Consider the following 17,011-nt stretch of genomic DNA (forward strand, 5'->3'; position numbering starts at 1 on the left):
GGGTGGATGACGCGACAGGAAAACGGCGACAAGCGGCCTTCCCCTGCTGGGACATCACAACGCTGACAGCCGGCGAACCCTCGGGCGGAGACGCGTCTTCCGGCGGGCAAGCAAGCCCTGGACGGCGCAGAAAGCGGCGGGAGCATCCCGGTTGTGAAGCCAGGCGGCGCTATTAAAAACAGTTCGCCCCCAACTTTCAAGGGCAAATTTGATCCAGGTTAACGGCCGCTCGCGGGGTAAATCCAGAGAGCTTGTTACAGATCAATGACGAAAATAGAGCCAAAGCGCAGACATGGCGTGATCTAGAACGAAAGCATGAAGTAAATACTCGAACCTATATACAGTTTCAAACTGTTACAAAAAAGCTGGAACTCCGCCCCTTGCAGTGCACAAAAACAACGCGATTCAATACAAATCACAACAAAAACATAAACCAAACAATATGGATTGACAGCGAGGAAAACGCCGGCCCCGCCTGGCTCAGGCGTCGGGCAGACATAGCAAGGCATTGCGCAGAAACGCTTCGAAACTGCGGCTCTCCACCAGCCGGGCACCGGCGCGCTGACGCATGAAGGAAACGAACAATTCGTAGATCGCCATCGCTTCCTCGTACTCGGTCTTGCTGATCGCCAGCAGGAAGATCACCCGCGCCACACCGCCCTCCCCCCAGGCGATGCCGTGAGGCGCGATGATGGTGCACACCGTGGTCTTGCGCGCCAGCAAGCCCAGCGAGTGCGGCAAGGCGATGCCGTCGCCCAGCATGGTGCTGAGGATATCCTCGCGCTCGCGCACCGAAGGCAGGAAATCGGCGTCGACATAGCCTTCCTCGCGCAGCCGCCCGCAAACGCGCTCGAACAGCGCCTGCTGGCTCAGCCCCTGCTCCGCCACCCAGAAATGCTGGGCGGAAAAATAGCGCTCCAGCATATAGGGCCGGGTGCGGTCCACCGCCACCAGCCGCGCCAATTGCTCCAGCTGGTAATCCGACGGAAACGGCGACAGCAGCGCCACCGGCTTGCGCTTGTCCTCCAGCCTCACCGTGGACACCACGAAATCCGCGCCCACATGCTCCAGCGCCTCGTACTCCTGACAGGACAAGGCGGCGCACACCTCCAGCTGCGGAAAGCGACGCCGCAGCACCGCCTCCAGCGTGCGCAGCGTGGCGTTGCCGCCGTCGCACACCAGCAGGGCCTGCGGCCGGCGCAGATAACCGATCTGGTAATGGCGCTCCAGCCCCACGCCGATGTGCAGCACCAGATAGCCGATCTCGTTCTCCGAAATCCGGTACGGCGAATGCTTGGCCCAACTCGACACCGCCGCCAGCGTGAAGTCGTAGGCCAGCGCGTAATGCTGCTTGATGTCGGCCAGCACCGGATTGGCCAGCGTGATCTGGTAACGCACCCGGGTGATCATGGTTTTGACGTGGGTGACCAGATCGTCGCGCAATTGCCGGTCGGCGCGCAGATCGTAGCGGTAATGGCGGTTGATGTAGTCGAGGATGTAGCGGACCAGCGCATCGGCATCGTCGGCGTTGATCGCGCTGGGCAATATGCCGCTCAGGCTGCGCGCGGCGATATTGACGCAGAGGAAGGCTTGCTCGGCGGCGGCGATCTCCACCCCGCTCATGCGCCGCAGCAGGCCGGCGATGTGCGTCGCGGCCTGGGCCGCCGCCGGCGGCGCTTCCTCGCAGGAGAAATCCTGCAAGGGAAAACCGTCGACGATGCGCTTGGCCGCCACCGCGCAATAAAAGCTCAGGAACTGGGCGCCGTCGTCGCTGAGGCGGACGCCGGCGCGGCTCAGGCAGCCGGGCAGGCCGGCGCGCACCGTCGCCAGCGCGTCGGCCAGCACCGGGTCCGCGCTCAACAAGGGATGGTCCGCCCGCTCCGCCGCCAGCTGCGCCAAGAGATCGCTGAGGCAGACGCGGATGGAGGATTCCGCGCCCAGCAGCTTCATGCCGTAATGCGGCTTGGCCTCTATGCTCAGGCCGTAGCCGGCCAGGCGCTCGCGCACCTCGGCCATGTCCGTCTGCAAGGTGGCGCGGCTGACGCACCAGGCGTCGGCCAGGTCCTGCAGCTTCAAGGCGTAGGCGGAGCCGAGGAACTGCGCCAGCAGATAATGCACCCGCTCGCCGGCCTGACGCGGAATGGCGCGGCCGGAGCCGGCCTGCGGCCGCACCTGCTGGAAGCGTTCCGGGTCGTCGGCCTGCAGCCGGTAGCCCTCGCCGCGCTTGAGCACGAAGCGCGCGCCGTGCTCGGCCAGAATGGCGTTGAGCGCGTCGATGTCGTTGCGCACGGTGCGGGTGGACACCGCCAGCCGGCGCGCCAGCTCTTCCTGCGGCAGCGCTTCCGCCTGCAGGGCGGCAAAGGCCTGGGCCAGCCGTTGATAGGGGAATTTGACCATGAGCCTCCTTCTTAAACCCATCCGCGCCCGGCCTCCCCGGACGCGTCTACAACAAGGCTTTCACCATCGACAACAGCCGCTCCACGTCGCCGGGCCGGGTTTCGCCGCTGGCGTCGATGATGGAACTGTACACATGCGGTATCACCTTGGGCACGCCGGCCTCCAGCGCCAGGCGGACGATCTCGCTGAAATTCTCCAGCGTGATGCCGCCGGTGGGCTCCAGCCAGAAATCATGCCGCGCGCAGGCTTCCGCCACCGCCAGGTATTCGTCGCGGCAATCCAGCCCGCCCATGGGGAAGTACTTGATCGAACTGCCGCCCATATCCTTGAGCATGGCGATGGCGGTGTCCACCGGCGCGGCGCAGACCGGCGCGCCGGCGCTGAGCGGGCCGGTGGACACCTTGACCAGGCCCGGAATGCCGCTGGGCGACACCAGGCCGTTGACCACGGTACGCGCCTGACCCAGCAGCGCGCGGCTGGCGCCCACGCCGGTGAACACCTGATTGACGTGCTGCGGCTGCACTTGGCCGGCAATGGCGCTGACCATGTCGGACTGGCGCGGATCGCCGGCGCCCAGTCCCACCGACAAGGCGTTGTCTATCAAGGCCGCGTACTCGCGCATGTCCGCCACCGCGCTGTCCACGTCGGCGTAGTTCTTCGAGAGCACGCCCACCAGCACATGGCCTTCCGCCGCCTGATGAATCTGACGGGCATTGTGCTTGCTTCCAGCCAGTACATTCAAGCAAACGCGGTCCTGATAAAAATGGGGTTCCAGTTTCATGCCTTCTCTCCCGTCAGCAAGCGGCGGATGCGCGTGCCGATCTGTTCCAGCTGAGCGGCGTCCACGCTGCGCGCGTCCACCTCCAGCTTGCCCTCGTTGGCCCGGTATTCCCGGAAATAAATGGCGACCTCGCCCTGTTTCAGCGCGGCGGCGGCGGCCACCGCGCTGACGCCGGTGGCGCTGGCGTCGAAAGCGATCTCTGCGCGGGCGATGTCGCGGCCGGCGGCGTCCCAGACCAGGCGCGCGCTGACGCCGGCCAACTGGTTCAGCCCGGTGATGAAGGGCCGCAGCCGCTCCGCCATCGCCGCCCCGCTTTCCTTGTCCTGCTTCAGATAGCGTTCTATCGCGCACGTCAGGCCCAGAATGCCCTCCTTGCCCACCTTCATCGCCCGGCCTATGCCCTGGCTTTGCAGCTTGACCCATTCCACATACTGGCGGCGGCCCAGCACCAGGCCGCTGGTCGGCCCCTCTATCGCCTTGGCCCCGCTGTAGATCACCAGGTCCGCGCCCAGCCGGTAATACTCGCGCAAGTCCTCCTCCGCCGCCGCGTCGACGATCAGCGGCACCTTCCGGCGGCGCGCCACCTCGGCGGCCTCGGCCACGCCGAGCACGCTTTTCTGCAAGGCGTGGTGGGACTTGATATACAAAATAGCCGCCGTGCCGGGGCCGACCGCCGCCTCCAATTGCGCGGCCGAGCACTCATTGCCCCAGCCGGCCTCCACCACCTGGCCGCCGCCCAGCGCCACCATGGCGCCCACCGGCGCGCCGAAATTGACGTTGTGCCCCTTGGGCAGCACGATCTCACGCGGTCCGGCCACCGGCTGCGCGTGCAGATTCACCAGCAGGCGCGGGTCGTCGCGGACGATGACGGCGGCCACGGACTGGGCGATGCCGGCGGCCGCGCAGGACACCACCGTCGCGGCCTCCACCTCCAGCAGCCGGGCGATGTAGTCGCCGGTCTTGTCGACCAGATCCTTCATCTCGAAATACCGCTCCAGGCCCTGGACCATCGCCGCCCTCACTTCCGGCGCCGGCGTGGACACGCCGAGCAGGGTCATGCGGCCGGAAGCGTTGATCACCGGCTTAAGCTGGTACTGCTCATAGATCGAAGACATGGCAAGCCTTTCCTTGTTCGGTGGGCAGCAAGACGCCGCCCGCCACCGCCGCCAGCGGCGTCAGGTGCCGCACGCCGGTCAGCGTGTCGCCGTCGCTATCGCTCTGCGGCCGCGGCGCGGTTTCAATGTCGAAGATGGTCAGATCGGCGTCCGCGCCCGCTTCCAGCCGGCCTTTGCCGCCCAGTCCCAGCGCTTCCGCCGGCCGCCGGGTCACGCAGTCCAGCACCCTCTCCAGCGGCATGCCCAGGCTCAGGAATTTGGACATCACCGCCGCCAGGCCGAACACCGGCCCGGCCACGCGGTTGCGGCAATAGATGTCCGAGCTGATGGTGTCCGGGTACAGGCCCAGCGCCATGGCCTCGCGCGCCACGCGGAAACTGAAGCTGGCGCTGCCGTGGCCGACGTCCAGCAGCACGCCGCGCTCGATCGCCGCCCGCACCGAGGCGCGCAGCGCGCCGGCGGCGTCCAGGATGCGGTTGGGCTTGCCGTTGAAGCAGTGGGTGACGATGTCGCCCGGTTCCAGCCATTCGGCGATCTCGTCCAGCGACGGCGGGGTGTTGCCGATGTGCACCATCAAGGGCAGCGGCCCGAAGCGCCGCTGTATCTCCTTGGCCCGCGCCAGCGGCGCGACGCCGTTGGCGCCGACCACGCTGCCGCTGAGCCGCGCCTTGATGCCGACGATGAAATCGCGATGCGCGCGGATGGCCGCGCCGGCCAGCGCCACGTCGACGTCGTCCAGATTGGCCAATTCATGCTGGGTGACGAGGCCGATGCGCGAGATGTTCAGCAAGGCGCGCACATCGGTGCGGCAAGCGCCGGCCAGCTCGCGGAAGGCGGCGACGTCGTCGGCCCCTACGCTGCCGGCGTCCACCACCGTGGTGACCCCGCCGGCCACGCCCACCTGATCCGGCTCGTCGTGATAAATCGGCGAAGCCGGGTTGCAATGCACATGGCCGTCTATCCAGCCGGCGCTGAGCCGCCAGCGTCCGTCCAGCCGCAGCGTGCGCCGGGCCGGGCCGTCCAGCCGCCCCAGCCCGGCGATCTTGCCGTGACGGATAGCGATGTCCAGCACCGAGCCGTCGGCCAGCAAAGCGTCCTTGATCAGCAAATCATCCATCGCCGCCTCCTCAGGCAATCGCCACCGGGAACAGCGTGCCCAGCAGCATCGCGCCCAGGATGGCGCCGCCGGTGATGGGCTTGCCCCACAGATAGAAGACCAGCGCGCCCAGCAGCGAGCCGACGCCGATGGGAATCGACGCCGCCATCGCCGACAGGATGATCAGCGGGCCGAGGAAGCGGCCGGAGGAGTTGCCCGCGCCCATCATCACATCGGCGCCGTAAGTGGAATTGCCCTGATTGATGGTGAATTTGCGCGCGAAAATAATGACCGCGCCGATCAGCAAGCCGATCACCATCCCGGTGGCCAGCGCCGCGCCGAAGTTTTCCACCGGAAACAAGATGCCGGCGCCGAGGAACATCGCCGGAATGCCCAGGCCGACGCCGGTCATGATGGCGCCGCCGATGTCCAGGATGCCCACCAGCGAGCCTTCTATCACCCGGGCGAACAAGAAGCTGGCGCCGAAGGCGGCCACCGCGCCGTAGACGCCGGTGTCCATGCCGGCACGCAGCATCGATACGAAGGCCACCTCGTTGAAAGCGCCGATGCCGTAGACGTAATACATATGCGTGCCGGCGAACACGCCGGCGGACAACAGCCCCACCAGCAAGGGAAAAGACCAGTCCGCCAGCCAGAAACCCCCGGTTTGTGCTTGTTCAGTCATCATTCTCTCCTTCAACCTCAAGCGCCGCGCACGGCGGCGTGCAGCAGTTCCAGCCAGGACGGGGCGTTCAGGTGGAAGCTGCTCAGCAGCTTCAGATCAAAGCCGCGGAAGAAGGCGCTGAGCGCGAACAGCGCCACGATGGCCGCCATCATCAGCTTGGTCACCTTGTTCCAGCCGCCCTCGTCCACGCCCTTGCCGATCAGAATGCCCAGCACCAGGCCCGGCACCGCATTGCCCATGATCAGCTGGGCCAGGCCGCCGAACACCGTGCCCCACAGACCGGAACGCCGGCCGGCCTCAATCGCCGCCAGCCAGAAAATCACCGGCATCACGGTGTTGACCAAGAGGTTGGCCGCGGGCACCAAGACCTTGACCGCGGTGATTTGCAGCGAAGCCGGCACCGCCGAAGCGGTGGTGTTCAGGAAGGCCACCAGCAGCATACCGATTACCCCGCACACCAAGGCCATCTTGCGCGGGTTGTGCAGGGTCTCCGCCAGATTGCGGTTGCGCGCCAGCAGCGCCGCGGCGCCCCAGTGCGGAATCACCCGGTGGTCGATGTCCTGGGTGAAGGCGCCGGCGGCCACCGACGAGGCCCAGGCGTTGAAGAAAAAGCCCAGGCCGAAGGAAAAATGCGAAGCCGGGTCGCCCTCGCAGGAATTGAGCTCGCCCAGGGTGCGGAAAGCGCCCATGCCCTGGGAAGTCGGCGCGTGGAACATGCGGGCCGCGCCGGCGCCCACCGCGACGCCGACCAGACCGCCTATCAACAGCGACTTGAGAAGAATGATCAGAAGCATGGCTTCCTCCTCGGAATAAAACGACAGCCGGCGCCTAAACCTGGCGCGCGACGAAGGGCACGGCCTCGATATCCAGCGCCGTCACGCTGACCTCCACCTCCAGCGTGACGGCGTAGCTGAGCCTGTCCCGCGGCAGGAAGAAGAACAGAAAGCGCTCGCGGCGGCGGATCTCCTCCGCCGCGACCACCGTCACCCGCATGGGCTCGATGCGCAACAGCACCGGATGGCCGGCCGCCGTCACCGCGCGCTGCACGCCGGACAAGGCGTCGGCGCAAGCTTGCGCCTTGCTGTCGCCGCGGCCGCTGACCGTCACGCTGGACTCGAAACGCCTTTGCATCGCTCAGCCGCCGTATTTCTTCTGATAGGCCGCCACCAGCCGCTGCCCCAGCTCTTCCTTGTCCATGAAGCCGAAGCCGAGCACGGTGTAGCCCTCCTCGATCGCGGTCACGCCCTCCTCCACCGAACGCATGCCGTACTTGGCCTTGTAGCCGTACTTGGTCTGCGCGGTGATGGCGCCGGCGCCGCCGCTGCCGCAGAAGGAAATGCCCAGCTGCGCGCCCTCCGCCTGCATCACGTCGCCCAGCTTCATATCCGCGGCCATGCCCGCGATCACCACCGCGCGCGCGCCGGCGGCCTCCGCACCCGCGCCCACTTTCTGTCCCTTGCCCAGACGGTCGCCAATCACTACGGTTATCTGTGTCATTGTCTTCTCCTCTATCTCTCTATCTATGCACGGCGGACTTCAGGCCTTGTTCTTGGCCATCTCGAAATGAATGGACAGCAAAAGCGCTTCTTCTTCCGGCAGATTGCCGAACAGGGCCACCACCGCGGCGGACAGCCGCCGCGTGGTGTCCGAGATCTCGTCGAACAGGCTCTTGTCGAAATCCGGCAGCCCTTCGCCGGTCAGCGAGCGGCGCGCCATCGCCAGCACGTGCGAATCCAGCTTCTGCTGCTGAACCTCGGTCAGAGACTTGCCGGCCGCATCCAGCAAGGCGGGAATCTGCCCCAGAATCTGGTCCGCCAGGCGGCGGATCGCGGTCTGGTCGACGGCGGCGGGACGGACTTGATCGTTCATGAGCTTTCCTTTGCAAAACGGTTGGCGATGTCAGGAAACTGTAATCAAGCCGCCGGCAACTGTGGACCGGTGGATTTTCCGCTTCGAAACGGAAATCGCCTGCTCGCCGGGCGGAAACAAGGCGGTCCTGACCGTGCTTGCAGTTGAAGCGCGCGGCGGCTCGGGCGATACTTCGCGGATTGACCACTGAATAGATGGATGCAAGGCATGACCCACCGCATCGTGTTTGTAGAAGACGACGCCGACCTGGCCGAGCTGATCAGCGACTTTCTGTCCCGCCATGAAATGGACGTGGTGGTGGAACCGCGCGGCGACGCCGCGCTGGACACCATCGCCCGCGAAGCGCCGGACCTGGTGCTGCTGGACATCATGCTGCCCGGCAAAGACGGCCTCTCCATCTGCCGCGAGCTGCGTCCCAAATTCGACGGCCCCATCATCATGCTGACCTCGCTGGACAGCGATATGAACCAGATCCTGGGCCTGGAACTGGGCGCCAACGACTACATCCTGAAAACCACGCCGCCCTCGGTGCTGGTGGCGCGGCTGCGCGCCCAGCTACGCAATCTGCGGCCCACTCCGGCCAACGCCGACGCGGCCGCGCCCAAGCCCGGCACCCGCAAAGTGGTGTTCGGCCAACTGGCGATAGACCCGATCAGCCGCGACGTGACGCTGGCCAATGAGAAGATTCCGCTGTCCACCTCGGACTTCGATCTGCTGTGGCTGCTGGCCAGCCACGCCGGCGAAACCCTGAACCGCGACATCCTGCTCAAGGAAATGCGCGGCGTCAGCTACGACGGCCTGGACCGCAGCATAGACGTGGCCATCTCGCGGCTGCGCAAGAAACTGGGCGACAATCCCAGCGAGCCGTTCCGCATCAAGACGGTGCGCAACCGCGGCTATCTGTTCTCCTTGTCCGGCTGGGAGTAAGCGCGCATGCGCCGATTGTTCATCCAGTTCTACCTGCTGCTGATGACCTGTTTCCTGGTGGCGGTGGTCTTGGTGGGCGCGGTCTACAAGCAGGCGGTGGACGACGTGGGCGAGCGCTATCTGTCCGACCTGCTGCGCACCACGCTGTCGCTGATCGAAGCCGATCTGCGCGGCGTGCCGGAAGACCGCTGGAGCGAAACGCTGGCCAACTCCGACCACGGCTTCACCTTCCGCGTCAAAGTGGAGAAGATGAGCAGCTATCTGCTGGACGACGAATCCAAGCAGGCGCTGGACCGCGGCGAAATCGTGATGCTGGAAGACAAATACGTGTTCCTGCAAAAGCTGGAGGACAGCAACTACCTGTTGGTGGCCGGTCCGCTGCGCTATCTATTCTTTCTGCACCAGCTCAAATGGTTCGACTACGCGCTGCTGGGCTTCATTGGCCTGTCGCTGGCGATACCGGTGTTTCTATGGATGCGGCCGCACTGGCGCGACCTGGTGGCGCTGGAGCAAACCGCCGGCAAGCTGGCCAGCGGCAATCTGTCCGCCCGCGTGGACCTGCCGCCGCGCTCCGGCGTCAGCCAGCTGGGCGTCGCCTTCAACCACATGGCCGACAATATCGCCGCGCTGATCAATAGCAAGAAAACCCTGACCAACGCCGTGGCCCATGAACTGCGCACGCCGCTGGCGCGGCTGCGCTACCGGATGGCGCTGCTGGAAGGCGACGAGAGCAGCCCGGAGCGGCAGGCGATAGAGCGCGACCTCTCCGCCATCGACAAGCTGGTGGAGGAGCTGCTGCTGCACGCGCGGCTGGACCGGCCGGAAGCGCCGCTGAAGCTCAGCAGCTTCGACGCCATCCCCTGGGCCAAGGACCGCATCGCCGGCCAGGCTGCGCTGACGCAGGACATTCAATGGCTGGAGCCGGCCGGGGCCAGCCTGGCCATCACCGCCGACGAACACCTGCTGACCCGGGTGCTGGACAACTTCCTGTCCAACGCCCGCCGCCACGCCAACCGCCTGGTGCAGACCAGCATCATCGTCGAGCAGCGCCACTGCATCATCATGGTGGACGACGACGGCCCCGGCATTCCGGAACAGGACCGCGGCCGGGTGTTCGACGCCTTTGTGCGGCTGGACGAAAGCCGCGGCCGCAAGACCGGCGGCCACGGCCTGGGCCTGGCCATCGTCGCCGGCATCGCCCGCGCCCACCGCGGCGAGGTGAAAGTGGAAAGCTCGCCGCTGGGCGGCGCGCGCTTTCTGTTCCGCTGGCCGATCTGACATCCGCCGTCGCCGCGCCTGTACATTCCGTAACATTGGGATACACAGAAGGCATAGACTCAGCCCCTTGTCATGGTTAGCATTTCGGCCTGAAAAGGACTACATGTCCACTTTCATACCAATCCAAGAAACTTAGGAGTTTCATAAATGAAAAAGCTGGCTCTGCTTGCTCTGACCGCTGCTTTCAGCCTGGTGTCCGTTAACGGCTTCGCCGCTGAAAAAGCTGCTGCTTCCGCTCCGGTTGCGATCCACAAGGCTAAGAAAGCCGAGAAAAAAGTAGCGAAGAAAGAAGCTTCCGCTGCTCAAAAAGCTCAGGCCACCAAAGCCGAAGCTTCCGCTCCGAAGGCTAAAAAAGCCAAGAAGCACGTAGCTAAGAAAGAAGCTTCCGCCGCTCAGAAAGCTCAAGCCGCCAAAGCTGAAGCTTCCGCTCCGAAAGCTAAAAAAGCCAAGAAGCACGTAGCCAAGAAAGAAGCTTCCGCCGCTCAGAAAGCCCAAGCCGCCAAGGCCGACGCTTCCGCTCCGAAAAAAGCCAAAAAAGCCAAAAAGCACGTAGCTAAGAAAGAAGCTTCCGCTGCTCAGAAAGCTCAAGCCGCTAAAGCCGACGCTTCCGCTCCGAAAGCTAAAAAAGCCAAGAAGCACGTAGCCAAGAAAGAAGCTTCCGCCGCTCAGAAAGCCCAAGCCGCCAAGGCCGACGCTTCCGCTCCGAAAAAAGCCAAAAAAGCCAAAAAGCACGTAGCTAAGAAAGAAGCTTCCGCTGCTCAGAAAGCTCAAGCCGCTAAAGCCGACGCTTCTGCTCCGGCCAAAAAAGCCGCTAAAAAGCACAAAAAGCACGCTGCTAAGAAAGAAGCTTCCGCTGCTCAAAAAGCTCAAGCCGCTAAAGCCGACGCTTCCGCTCCGGCCAAAAAAGCCGCTAAAAAGCACAAAAAGCACGTAGCCAAGAAAGAGGCTTCCGCTGCTCAGAAAGCCCAAGCTGCTAAGAAAGAAGCTTCCGCTCCGGCCAAGAAAGCCGAGAAGAAAGCTTCCAAAAAAGCTGCTTCCGCTGCCAAGTAATCAGGCGGCGAGCATTGCCGGAACCTCCGGCAATCGCACATAATTCGGGGCGCTTCGGCGCCCCGTTTTCATTTGCAAGGCCAAACTCGATGAAACTCCCGCTGCTTGTCCTCAGTGTTCTGCTTGCCCTGCCGGCGTCCGCCGCCCCCACCGTCTCCGCGGAACACAAGATCCTGTTCTTCGGCCAGGACGATCGCGTCCGCACTCGCCCCGACCATCAACCCTGGCTCGCCGTCGGACAATTGCAAACCCGCTCCCGCACCATTTGCACCGGCGCGCTGGTGGCGCGCGACGTGGTGCTGACCGCCGGCCATTGCTTCGTCGACGAGAAAGGCCGTTTCGATCCGGCGGTCAGCTTCACCGTCGGCCTGTGGGGCGATGAATTCACCGCGCGCAGCAAGATTTTGGAAGTGCAGGTGGACAAGAGCTTCCTCAAAGGCCTGGACCGCCGCGCCGACGGCCTCTACATCCCGCCGCGCATCGCGCCGCGCGACTTCGCCTTCGTCCGCCTGGCCACCCCCTTGGGCGACACCCAGGGCGTGCTGCCCGTCTTCAGCGGCAACGCCAAGCAGTTGCGCGAATTGCTGAACCAGCGGAGCTGGACGCTGACCCAAGGCGGCTACCCCATCGACGATCAAAAACACCTGCTGGTGCACAACGCCTGCAAGGCGACCAAGCTGCGCCCGGACGGCCGCCTGACCCACCGCTGCGACACGCTGGAAGGCAATAGCGGCTCGCCGGTGTTCGTGATGGGGCCGGGACAGCCGGTCATCGTCGCGGTGCAAAGCTCCGCCCCCACCGCCGCGCGGCGCAAGCAAGAAGACAATATGAGCGTCAGCGCGCCGATGTTCTACGATGCGCTGCAGCAGTTCATCAGCAAGAGCGCCAAGCCATGAAAAAAGCCCCGGCGACGGGGCTTTTTACTATTCAGGGCTTGCGCCCTCACTCCGCCAGCGCCTGGCGCTGCAGCGCCACCAGCTCGCGGATGCCGGAACGGGCCAGACCCAGCATCGCCTGCAGCTCTTGATCGCCAAACGGCTCGCCCTCGGCGGTGCCCTGCACCTCAACGAAGCGGCCGTCGCCCGTCATCACCACATTCATATCGGTGTCGCAGTTGGAGTCTTCCGCGTAATCCAGATCCAGCACCGGCATGCCCTGGTACAGGCCCACCGAAATGGCCGCCACCTGGTCGCGCAGCGGGTTCTCGCTCAGCTTGCCCTCGCGCAGCAGCAGGCCGATCGCGTCGGCCAAGGCCACGTAGGCGCCGGTGATGCTGGCGGTGCGGGTGCCGCCGTCGGCCTGGATTACATCGCAATCGATCTGGATCTGGCGCTCGCCCAGCTTCTCCAGATCCACCACCGCGCGCAGTGAGCGACCGATCAGGCGCTGAATCTCCTGGGTGCGGCCGGACTGCTTGCCGGCGGAGGATTCGCGGCGCATGCGGGAGCCGGTGGAGCGCGGCAGCATGCCGTACTCGGCGGTCACCCAGCCTCGGCCCTTGCCCTTCAGGAAGCCCGGCACGCCGTCGTCCACGCTGGCGGTGCAAATCACCTTGGTGTCGCCGAACTCGATCAACACCGAACCTTCGGCGTGCTTGAGGTAGTGGCGGCTGATCCGCACCGTGCGCAGGGCATCGGCCGGGCGTTGGGAAGGTCGCATCATGTCATCGTCCAGAACGGTAAATGCCGACGATTATATCAGTCGCCACCGACGACGGCGCTTAGTCGCGCTTGCCCGCCACCCGGCTGGCCAGAATCTCCTGATGCATGGTTTCCAGATTGGAGTCCAGAATCATCCGTCCCATCTGACGCGGCGTCGCCGTTTCCGTGTCCAGCACGTCCTCGCGCTCGCCGTAGTCCTGCGTCTCGTCCAGCAGGGTGACCGCCGCCGCGGACAGATTGTCCCCGCCGGCGCCGGCGCGGCGCTCCGCCACATTCATCAGCGCCGGCAAGACCTGGCTGACATTGCGGCGGACGAAGACCTTTTCCAGCTCCGGGTCCATCACCTGCGACCACAGGCCGTCGGAACACAGCAGAATGGAGCAGCCCGCGCCCACGCTTTGTTTCTCGCCGACGTCGATGTCCGGATCGCTGGCCGCGCCCAGACAGTTGTAAATCTTGTGGCGTTCCGGATGCACCTTGGCGGCGTCCTCGCTCAACTGGCCCTGATCGATCAGGCGCTGCACCTGGGAATGATCGCGCGAACGCAGACGCAAGCCCTTCTCATCCAGCAGATAGAGGCGGGAATCGCCGACATGACACCAGTACAACTGCCCCTGCTGGATGATGGCCGCCACCACCGTGGTGCTCGGCACCTCCGGCAGCCGGTGGTCGGCGGCGTAATCGAGAATGACTTGATGCGCGGTGCTGACCGCGTTGACGAGAAAGCGGTTGGGATGCGTCAGCGTCGGCGTGGCTTGCTGGTAGAACAGCTCGCTGAGCAGGTCCACCGTGATTTGCGCCGCCACTTCGCCGCGCATATGCCCGCCCATGCCGTCGGCCACCGCCAGCATCACGGTGTCGCGCGAGTGGGCGATCACCAGCCTGTCCTGGTTGTACGCTCGCCCGCCGATGCGGCTTTCCTGATAGATGGATAGTTTCATGCCGATCCCCTCATCACGAGCGTCCGCCAGTCAGGTTTTTTATCCATCCCACCCACTTGCTGCCCGCCAGTTCTTCCGGCGGACTGTACTCCTCCGCCATCAGGCGCTTTTGCAGCCCCGGCACGGTGGCCGGCCTCTCCTCCGGAGACAGCGCCAGGCACTGATCGGTCAGTTCCAGCAGCTCGCGGGAGTACAAATGGCGGAAGGCCTTGCTCGCCGGCGTCAGCCGATCGCTTTCCTTGCGCTCCTTGGAAATCTGCGGCGTACCGCCGCCCATGCAAGCGTAAAGACAGGCGCCCAGCGCGTAGATGTCGGTCCACGGCCCTAGCGGCGCGTCTTTTTCATATTGCTCGGGCGCGGCGAAGCCCGGGGTGTACATCGAGGCGAAGTGCTTGTCGCGGCGCGACAAGGTCTGCCTGGCCGCGCCGAAATCCAGCAGCAGCGGCGCGCCGTTGCGGCGCAGATAGATATTGGCGGGCTTGATGTCCAGATGCAGCAGACGCTGCAGATGGACCTCCCGCAGCCCGGATAAGAGCGCGGCGAACCATTTGCGCAGGCGGCGCTCGTCCAGCCGTCCGCCGGCCAGTTCCAATTCCCGCACCAGCGAGCGGCCGTCGGCGTACTCCATCACCATATAGACCGTCTGGTTGGCGCGGAAGAAATTGATCACTCGCACCACGGTGGGGTGGGAAATGCCGGAGAGAATGCGCCCTTCCTCGAAAAAACACTTCAGGCCCAGATTGAAGGCCTCGCGGTCCAACTCATGCGGCACCGTCACGTGGCCGTCCTCGTCGCGCAGCGCCAGATTGCGCGGCAAGTACTCCTTGATCGCGAACTTATTGTCCTGATCGTCCAGCGCCAGATAGACAACACTGAAGCCGCCCACGGAGAGTTGGCGGACAATCGTGTACTCGCCCAGCCGGGAGCCGGCCGGCAAAGCGGTCTGCTGGTTCGATTGAGTCATGGGGTGTCAGTTGTTATAGTGTCCACAGGCCTTGGATTGAGCTTAGCAAAGCAATTCGGGCCCAGCCTTGAGAAAGTAAACAATCCGCTCATCTAAGGGGGTGTCTGATGATTTTAAGTATGACAGGCTTTGCCGCAAGCAGCAGGGAATTTCCCGGCGGTTTGCTGAGCCTAGAAATTCGCTCGGTCAACCACCGTTACCTTGATTTGCAAATGCGCTTGCCGGAAGAATTGCGCGTGATCGAGCCGCAATTGCGCGAGCTGATTTCCGCCAAGGTCAGCCGCGGCAAGCTGGAATGCCGCGTCGGCATCAACCAGGTGGACAGCGCCGTGCCGACGCTGGAATTGAACCAGGCCGTGCTGCAGCGCCTGATCGAGGTCTCGCAGCAGGTGCGCGAGCAGGCCGGCGAAAACCGCGGTCTGTCGGTCGGCGAGCTGATGCGCTGGCCCGGCGTGATGAAAACCAACGAGTTGCCGCCGGAAGTGCTGCAGCAGCTGTGCACGGAAAGCCTGGCGGTGGCGCTGAAGGACTTCAACGCCTCGCGCGGCCGCGAAGGCGAAAAACTCAAAGTGGTGCTGGAAGAACGCATCACCGGCATGGAAGCCATCGTCGTCGCCATCAAGCCCAAGCTGCCGGCCATTCTGGACGCTCATATGTCCAAACTGTCCAGCCGCCTGCAAGAGGCGCTGGGCAATGTCGACGAAGACCGGCTGAAGCAGGAATTCGCGCTGTTCGCTCAGAAAATAGACGTCGATGAAGAACTGGCCCGCCTCAGCACCCATCTCAGCGAAGTGCGCCGCATCCTGAAAGCCGGCGGTCAGTCCGGCAAGCGTCTGGACTTCCTGATGCAGGAGTTGAATCGCGAAGCCAACACGCTGGGGTCCAAGTCGGTCTCCACGGAAACCACGCAGGCCTCGGTGGAGTTGAAAGTACTGATTGAACAGATGCGCGAGCAGATCCAGAATATCGAGTAAGCGCGGCGCCGGCGGCCAGAGCCGCCGCGGCAAGCCCTCCTAGACCTTAGGGAAAGACCAAAACATGACCAAAGCAGAACTGATCGCGGCCTTGGCCGAGACATCCGGCCTGAGCAAGGCCGACGTGCTCCGGGTGTTGGGCGCTTTTGACGAAGTGCTGCAAAACGCGCTGGCCAACGGCGACGAAATCACCACCGTGGTGGGCAAATACAAAGTCAAGGAAAGCGCCGCCCGCACCGGCCGCAATCCCAAGACCGGCGAGACCATCGAGATCGCCGCCAAACGCAAAGTGGTGTTTCTGCCCAGCAAGCAGCTGAAAGACAAGGTCGCCTGAGGCGCCCTCCGGCGCTTCTGCTAAAACGGCGAGGCCCGGCCTCGCCGTTTTTTTGTCCGCCGCCTCAGTTCTGCCGCCAGATCAGCCGCGCGATCGCCGACGAATCCAGCTCGCCCTCGCCCTCGGCCACCAGCTGATCGATCAGGCCCGACACCCGTTCCGCCTCCGGCAAGCGGATGCCCTGCTCGCGCGCCGTCTCCAGCACGATGCGCATGTCCTTGGCGTGCAGCTTGGCCTTGAAGCCCGGCGCGTAGTTGTCGTCTATCATCCGCTGGCCGTGAACATCCAACACCTTGCTCTGCGCGAAACCGCCCAGCAGCGCGGCGCGCACCGGCGCGGGATCGACATTGCAGGCCTGGGCCAGCTTCATGATTTCCGCCACCGCGGCGACGCCGACGCCGACCGCGATCTGGTTGCAGGCCTTGGCCACCTGGCCGGCGCCGCTGGCGCCGATATGGGTAATGGTCTGCCCCATGGCCTGCAGGGCCGGACGCGCGCGCTCCAGGGCCTCGGCCTTGCCGCCGACCATGATGGTCAGCGTGCCGTTGACGGCGCCCACCTCTCCGCCGGACACCGGACAGTCCAGAAAGTCCACGCCGTAAGCCGCCAGTCTCTCCGCGATGCGGCGCGCGCCGTTGGGCGCGATGGTGCTCATATCCGCGCAGACCAGGCCCGCGCCGGCGCCGTGAACCGCGCCTTGCTCGCCCAGCAGCACTTGTTCCACATCCGCGGTGTCCGACACATTGGTGATCAGCAGCTCGACCTGGCCGGCCAGCTCGGCCGGGCTATCCGCCCAGCTTGCGCCCGCCTGCAACAAGGGCTCGGCCCGTTCGCGGCTGCGCGCCCACACCGTCACCTGGTGGCCCGCCTTCAGCAGGTTCAATACGCAGGGACGGCCCATGATGCCCAGACCGATATAAGCGACTTTCATTTGCGACT

General features: G+C 64.6%; 20 protein-coding genes. 7 read left to right on the forward strand and 13 right to left on the reverse strand.

Going from position 1 to position 17,011, the window contains the following annotated elements; all coding sequences use genetic code 11:
- Positions 1–480: 480 nt before the first annotated feature.
- Genes NK214_RS09800 through NK214_RS09840 form a run of 9 tightly spaced genes read right to left on the reverse strand, consistent with a single transcriptional unit; the run spans position 481 to position 7,943 of the window.
- Positions 481–2,397: a transcription antiterminator gene (locus NK214_RS09800; protein WP_107800429.1), complete on the reverse strand. Its 1,917-nt coding sequence runs from the start codon at positions 2,395–2,397 to the stop codon at positions 481–483.
- A gap of 46 nt (positions 2,398–2,443) precedes the next feature.
- Positions 2,444–3,178 (reverse strand): KDGP aldolase family protein, encoded by a 735-nt coding sequence (locus NK214_RS09805; protein ID WP_081545444.1) that lies wholly within the window; start codon positions 3,176–3,178, stop codon positions 2,444–2,446.
- Positions 3,175–4,293 (reverse strand): DgaE family pyridoxal phosphate-dependent ammonia lyase, encoded by a 1,119-nt coding sequence (locus NK214_RS09810; protein ID WP_253314368.1) that lies wholly within the window; start codon positions 4,291–4,293, stop codon positions 3,175–3,177. The genes NK214_RS09805 and NK214_RS09810 overlap by 4 nt, the downstream gene beginning before the upstream one ends.
- Positions 4,277–5,410, reverse strand: a complete 1,134-nt coding sequence (locus tag NK214_RS09815; RefSeq protein ID WP_235086939.1) for an amidohydrolase/deacetylase family metallohydrolase — start codon at positions 5,408–5,410, stop codon at positions 4,277–4,279. Before NK214_RS09815 ends, NK214_RS09810 begins: the two co-directional genes overlap by 17 nt.
- A gap of 10 nt (positions 5,411–5,420) precedes the next feature.
- Positions 5,421–6,074, reverse strand: a complete 654-nt coding sequence (locus NK214_RS09820; RefSeq protein WP_019101591.1) for a DUF4310 family protein — start codon at positions 6,072–6,074, stop codon at positions 5,421–5,423.
- Positions 6,075–6,091: 17 nt separating this feature from the next.
- Positions 6,092–6,868 carry a DUF4311 domain-containing protein gene (locus NK214_RS09825; RefSeq protein ID WP_166452683.1) on the reverse strand — a complete coding sequence of 259 codons (777 nt, stop codon included), beginning with the start codon at positions 6,866–6,868 and terminating at the stop codon, positions 6,092–6,094.
- A 34-nt stretch (positions 6,869–6,902) separates the two neighbouring features.
- Entirely contained in the window at positions 6,903–7,205 is a 303-nt protein-coding gene (locus NK214_RS09830; RefSeq protein WP_043591096.1) for a DUF4312 family protein, read from the reverse strand.
- Positions 7,206–7,208: 3 nt separating this feature from the next.
- Positions 7,209–7,571 carry an SFCGS family glycine-rich protein gene (locus tag NK214_RS09835; RefSeq protein ID WP_107800435.1) on the reverse strand — a complete coding sequence of 121 codons (363 nt, stop codon included), beginning with the start codon at positions 7,569–7,571 and terminating at the stop codon, positions 7,209–7,211.
- Positions 7,572–7,610: 39 nt separating this feature from the next.
- A complete protein-coding gene (locus tag NK214_RS09840; RefSeq protein ID WP_235086937.1) occupies positions 7,611–7,943 on the reverse strand; it encodes a hypothetical protein in 333 nt (110 codons plus the stop codon).
- Between NK214_RS09840 and NK214_RS09845 the strand changes: the two genes are divergently transcribed.
- The 5 genes from NK214_RS09845 (at position 7,942) to NK214_RS09865 (ending at position 12,094) form a co-directional block, all read left to right on the forward strand.
- A complete protein-coding gene (locus NK214_RS09845; RefSeq protein ID WP_146176699.1) occupies positions 7,942–8,133 on the forward strand; it encodes a hypothetical protein in 192 nt (63 codons plus the stop codon). The two genes, NK214_RS09840 and NK214_RS09845, sit on opposite strands and share 2 nt — an antisense overlap.
- 17 nt (positions 8,134–8,150) lie before the next feature.
- The gene (gene rstA, locus NK214_RS09850) at positions 8,151–8,870 is read left to right on the forward strand and encodes a two-component system response regulator RstA (protein WP_253314379.1); all 720 of its coding nucleotides are present in this window, start codon (positions 8,151–8,153) and stop codon (positions 8,868–8,870) included.
- A 6-nt stretch (positions 8,871–8,876) separates the two neighbouring features.
- On the forward strand, positions 8,877–10,148 hold the full coding sequence (gene rstB, locus NK214_RS09855; protein ID WP_107800437.1) for a two-component system sensor histidine kinase RstB: 1,272 nt from the start codon (positions 8,877–8,879) through the stop codon (positions 10,146–10,148).
- A 147-nt stretch (positions 10,149–10,295) separates the two neighbouring features.
- Positions 10,296–11,198 carry a hypothetical protein gene (locus NK214_RS09860; protein ID WP_253314369.1) on the forward strand — a complete coding sequence of 301 codons (903 nt, stop codon included), beginning with the start codon at positions 10,296–10,298 and terminating at the stop codon, positions 11,196–11,198.
- Between the two features lie 89 nt (positions 11,199–11,287).
- The gene (locus NK214_RS09865) at positions 11,288–12,094 is read left to right on the forward strand and encodes a serine protease (RefSeq protein WP_107800439.1); all 807 of its coding nucleotides are present in this window, start codon (positions 11,288–11,290) and stop codon (positions 12,092–12,094) included.
- A 46-nt stretch (positions 12,095–12,140) separates the two neighbouring features.
- Here the strand turns inward: NK214_RS09865 and rph are convergent, their stop codons facing one another.
- The 3 genes from rph to NK214_RS09880 form a co-directional block, all read right to left on the reverse strand.
- Positions 12,141–12,857 carry a ribonuclease PH gene (gene rph, locus NK214_RS09870; protein ID WP_107801945.1) on the reverse strand — a complete coding sequence of 239 codons (717 nt, stop codon included), beginning with the start codon at positions 12,855–12,857 and terminating at the stop codon, positions 12,141–12,143.
- A 61-nt stretch (positions 12,858–12,918) separates the two neighbouring features.
- Positions 12,919–13,800 carry a PP2C family serine/threonine-protein phosphatase gene (locus NK214_RS09875; protein WP_235086925.1) on the reverse strand — a complete coding sequence of 294 codons (882 nt, stop codon included), beginning with the start codon at positions 13,798–13,800 and terminating at the stop codon, positions 12,919–12,921.
- A 13-nt stretch (positions 13,801–13,813) separates the two neighbouring features.
- Complete coding sequence (locus NK214_RS09880; protein WP_081545449.1) at positions 13,814–14,764, reverse strand: serine/threonine-protein kinase; 951 nt, start codon at positions 14,762–14,764, stop codon at positions 13,814–13,816.
- Between the two features lie 107 nt (positions 14,765–14,871).
- Here NK214_RS09880 and NK214_RS09885 point away from each other — a divergent pair, with 107 nt between their 5' ends.
- Entirely contained in the window at positions 14,872–15,738 is an 867-nt protein-coding gene (locus NK214_RS09885; protein ID WP_107800441.1) for a YicC/YloC family endoribonuclease, read from the forward strand.
- Positions 15,739–15,802: 64 nt separating this feature from the next.
- Complete coding sequence (locus NK214_RS09890) at positions 15,803–16,072, forward strand: HU family DNA-binding protein (protein WP_048414328.1); 270 nt, start codon at positions 15,803–15,805, stop codon at positions 16,070–16,072.
- A gap of 64 nt (positions 16,073–16,136) precedes the next feature.
- On the opposite strand, the gene NK214_RS09895 is transcribed toward NK214_RS09890, so the two are convergent.
- Positions 16,137–17,003 (reverse strand): NAD(P)-dependent oxidoreductase, encoded by an 867-nt coding sequence (locus tag NK214_RS09895; RefSeq protein ID WP_107800442.1) that lies wholly within the window; start codon positions 17,001–17,003, stop codon positions 16,137–16,139.
- Between the last annotated feature and the right edge of the window lie 8 nt (positions 17,004–17,011).

It is taken from the genome of Chromobacterium sp. S0633 (assembly GCF_024158805.1).
Lineage (GTDB): Bacteria > Pseudomonadota > Gammaproteobacteria > Burkholderiales > Chromobacteriaceae > Chromobacterium.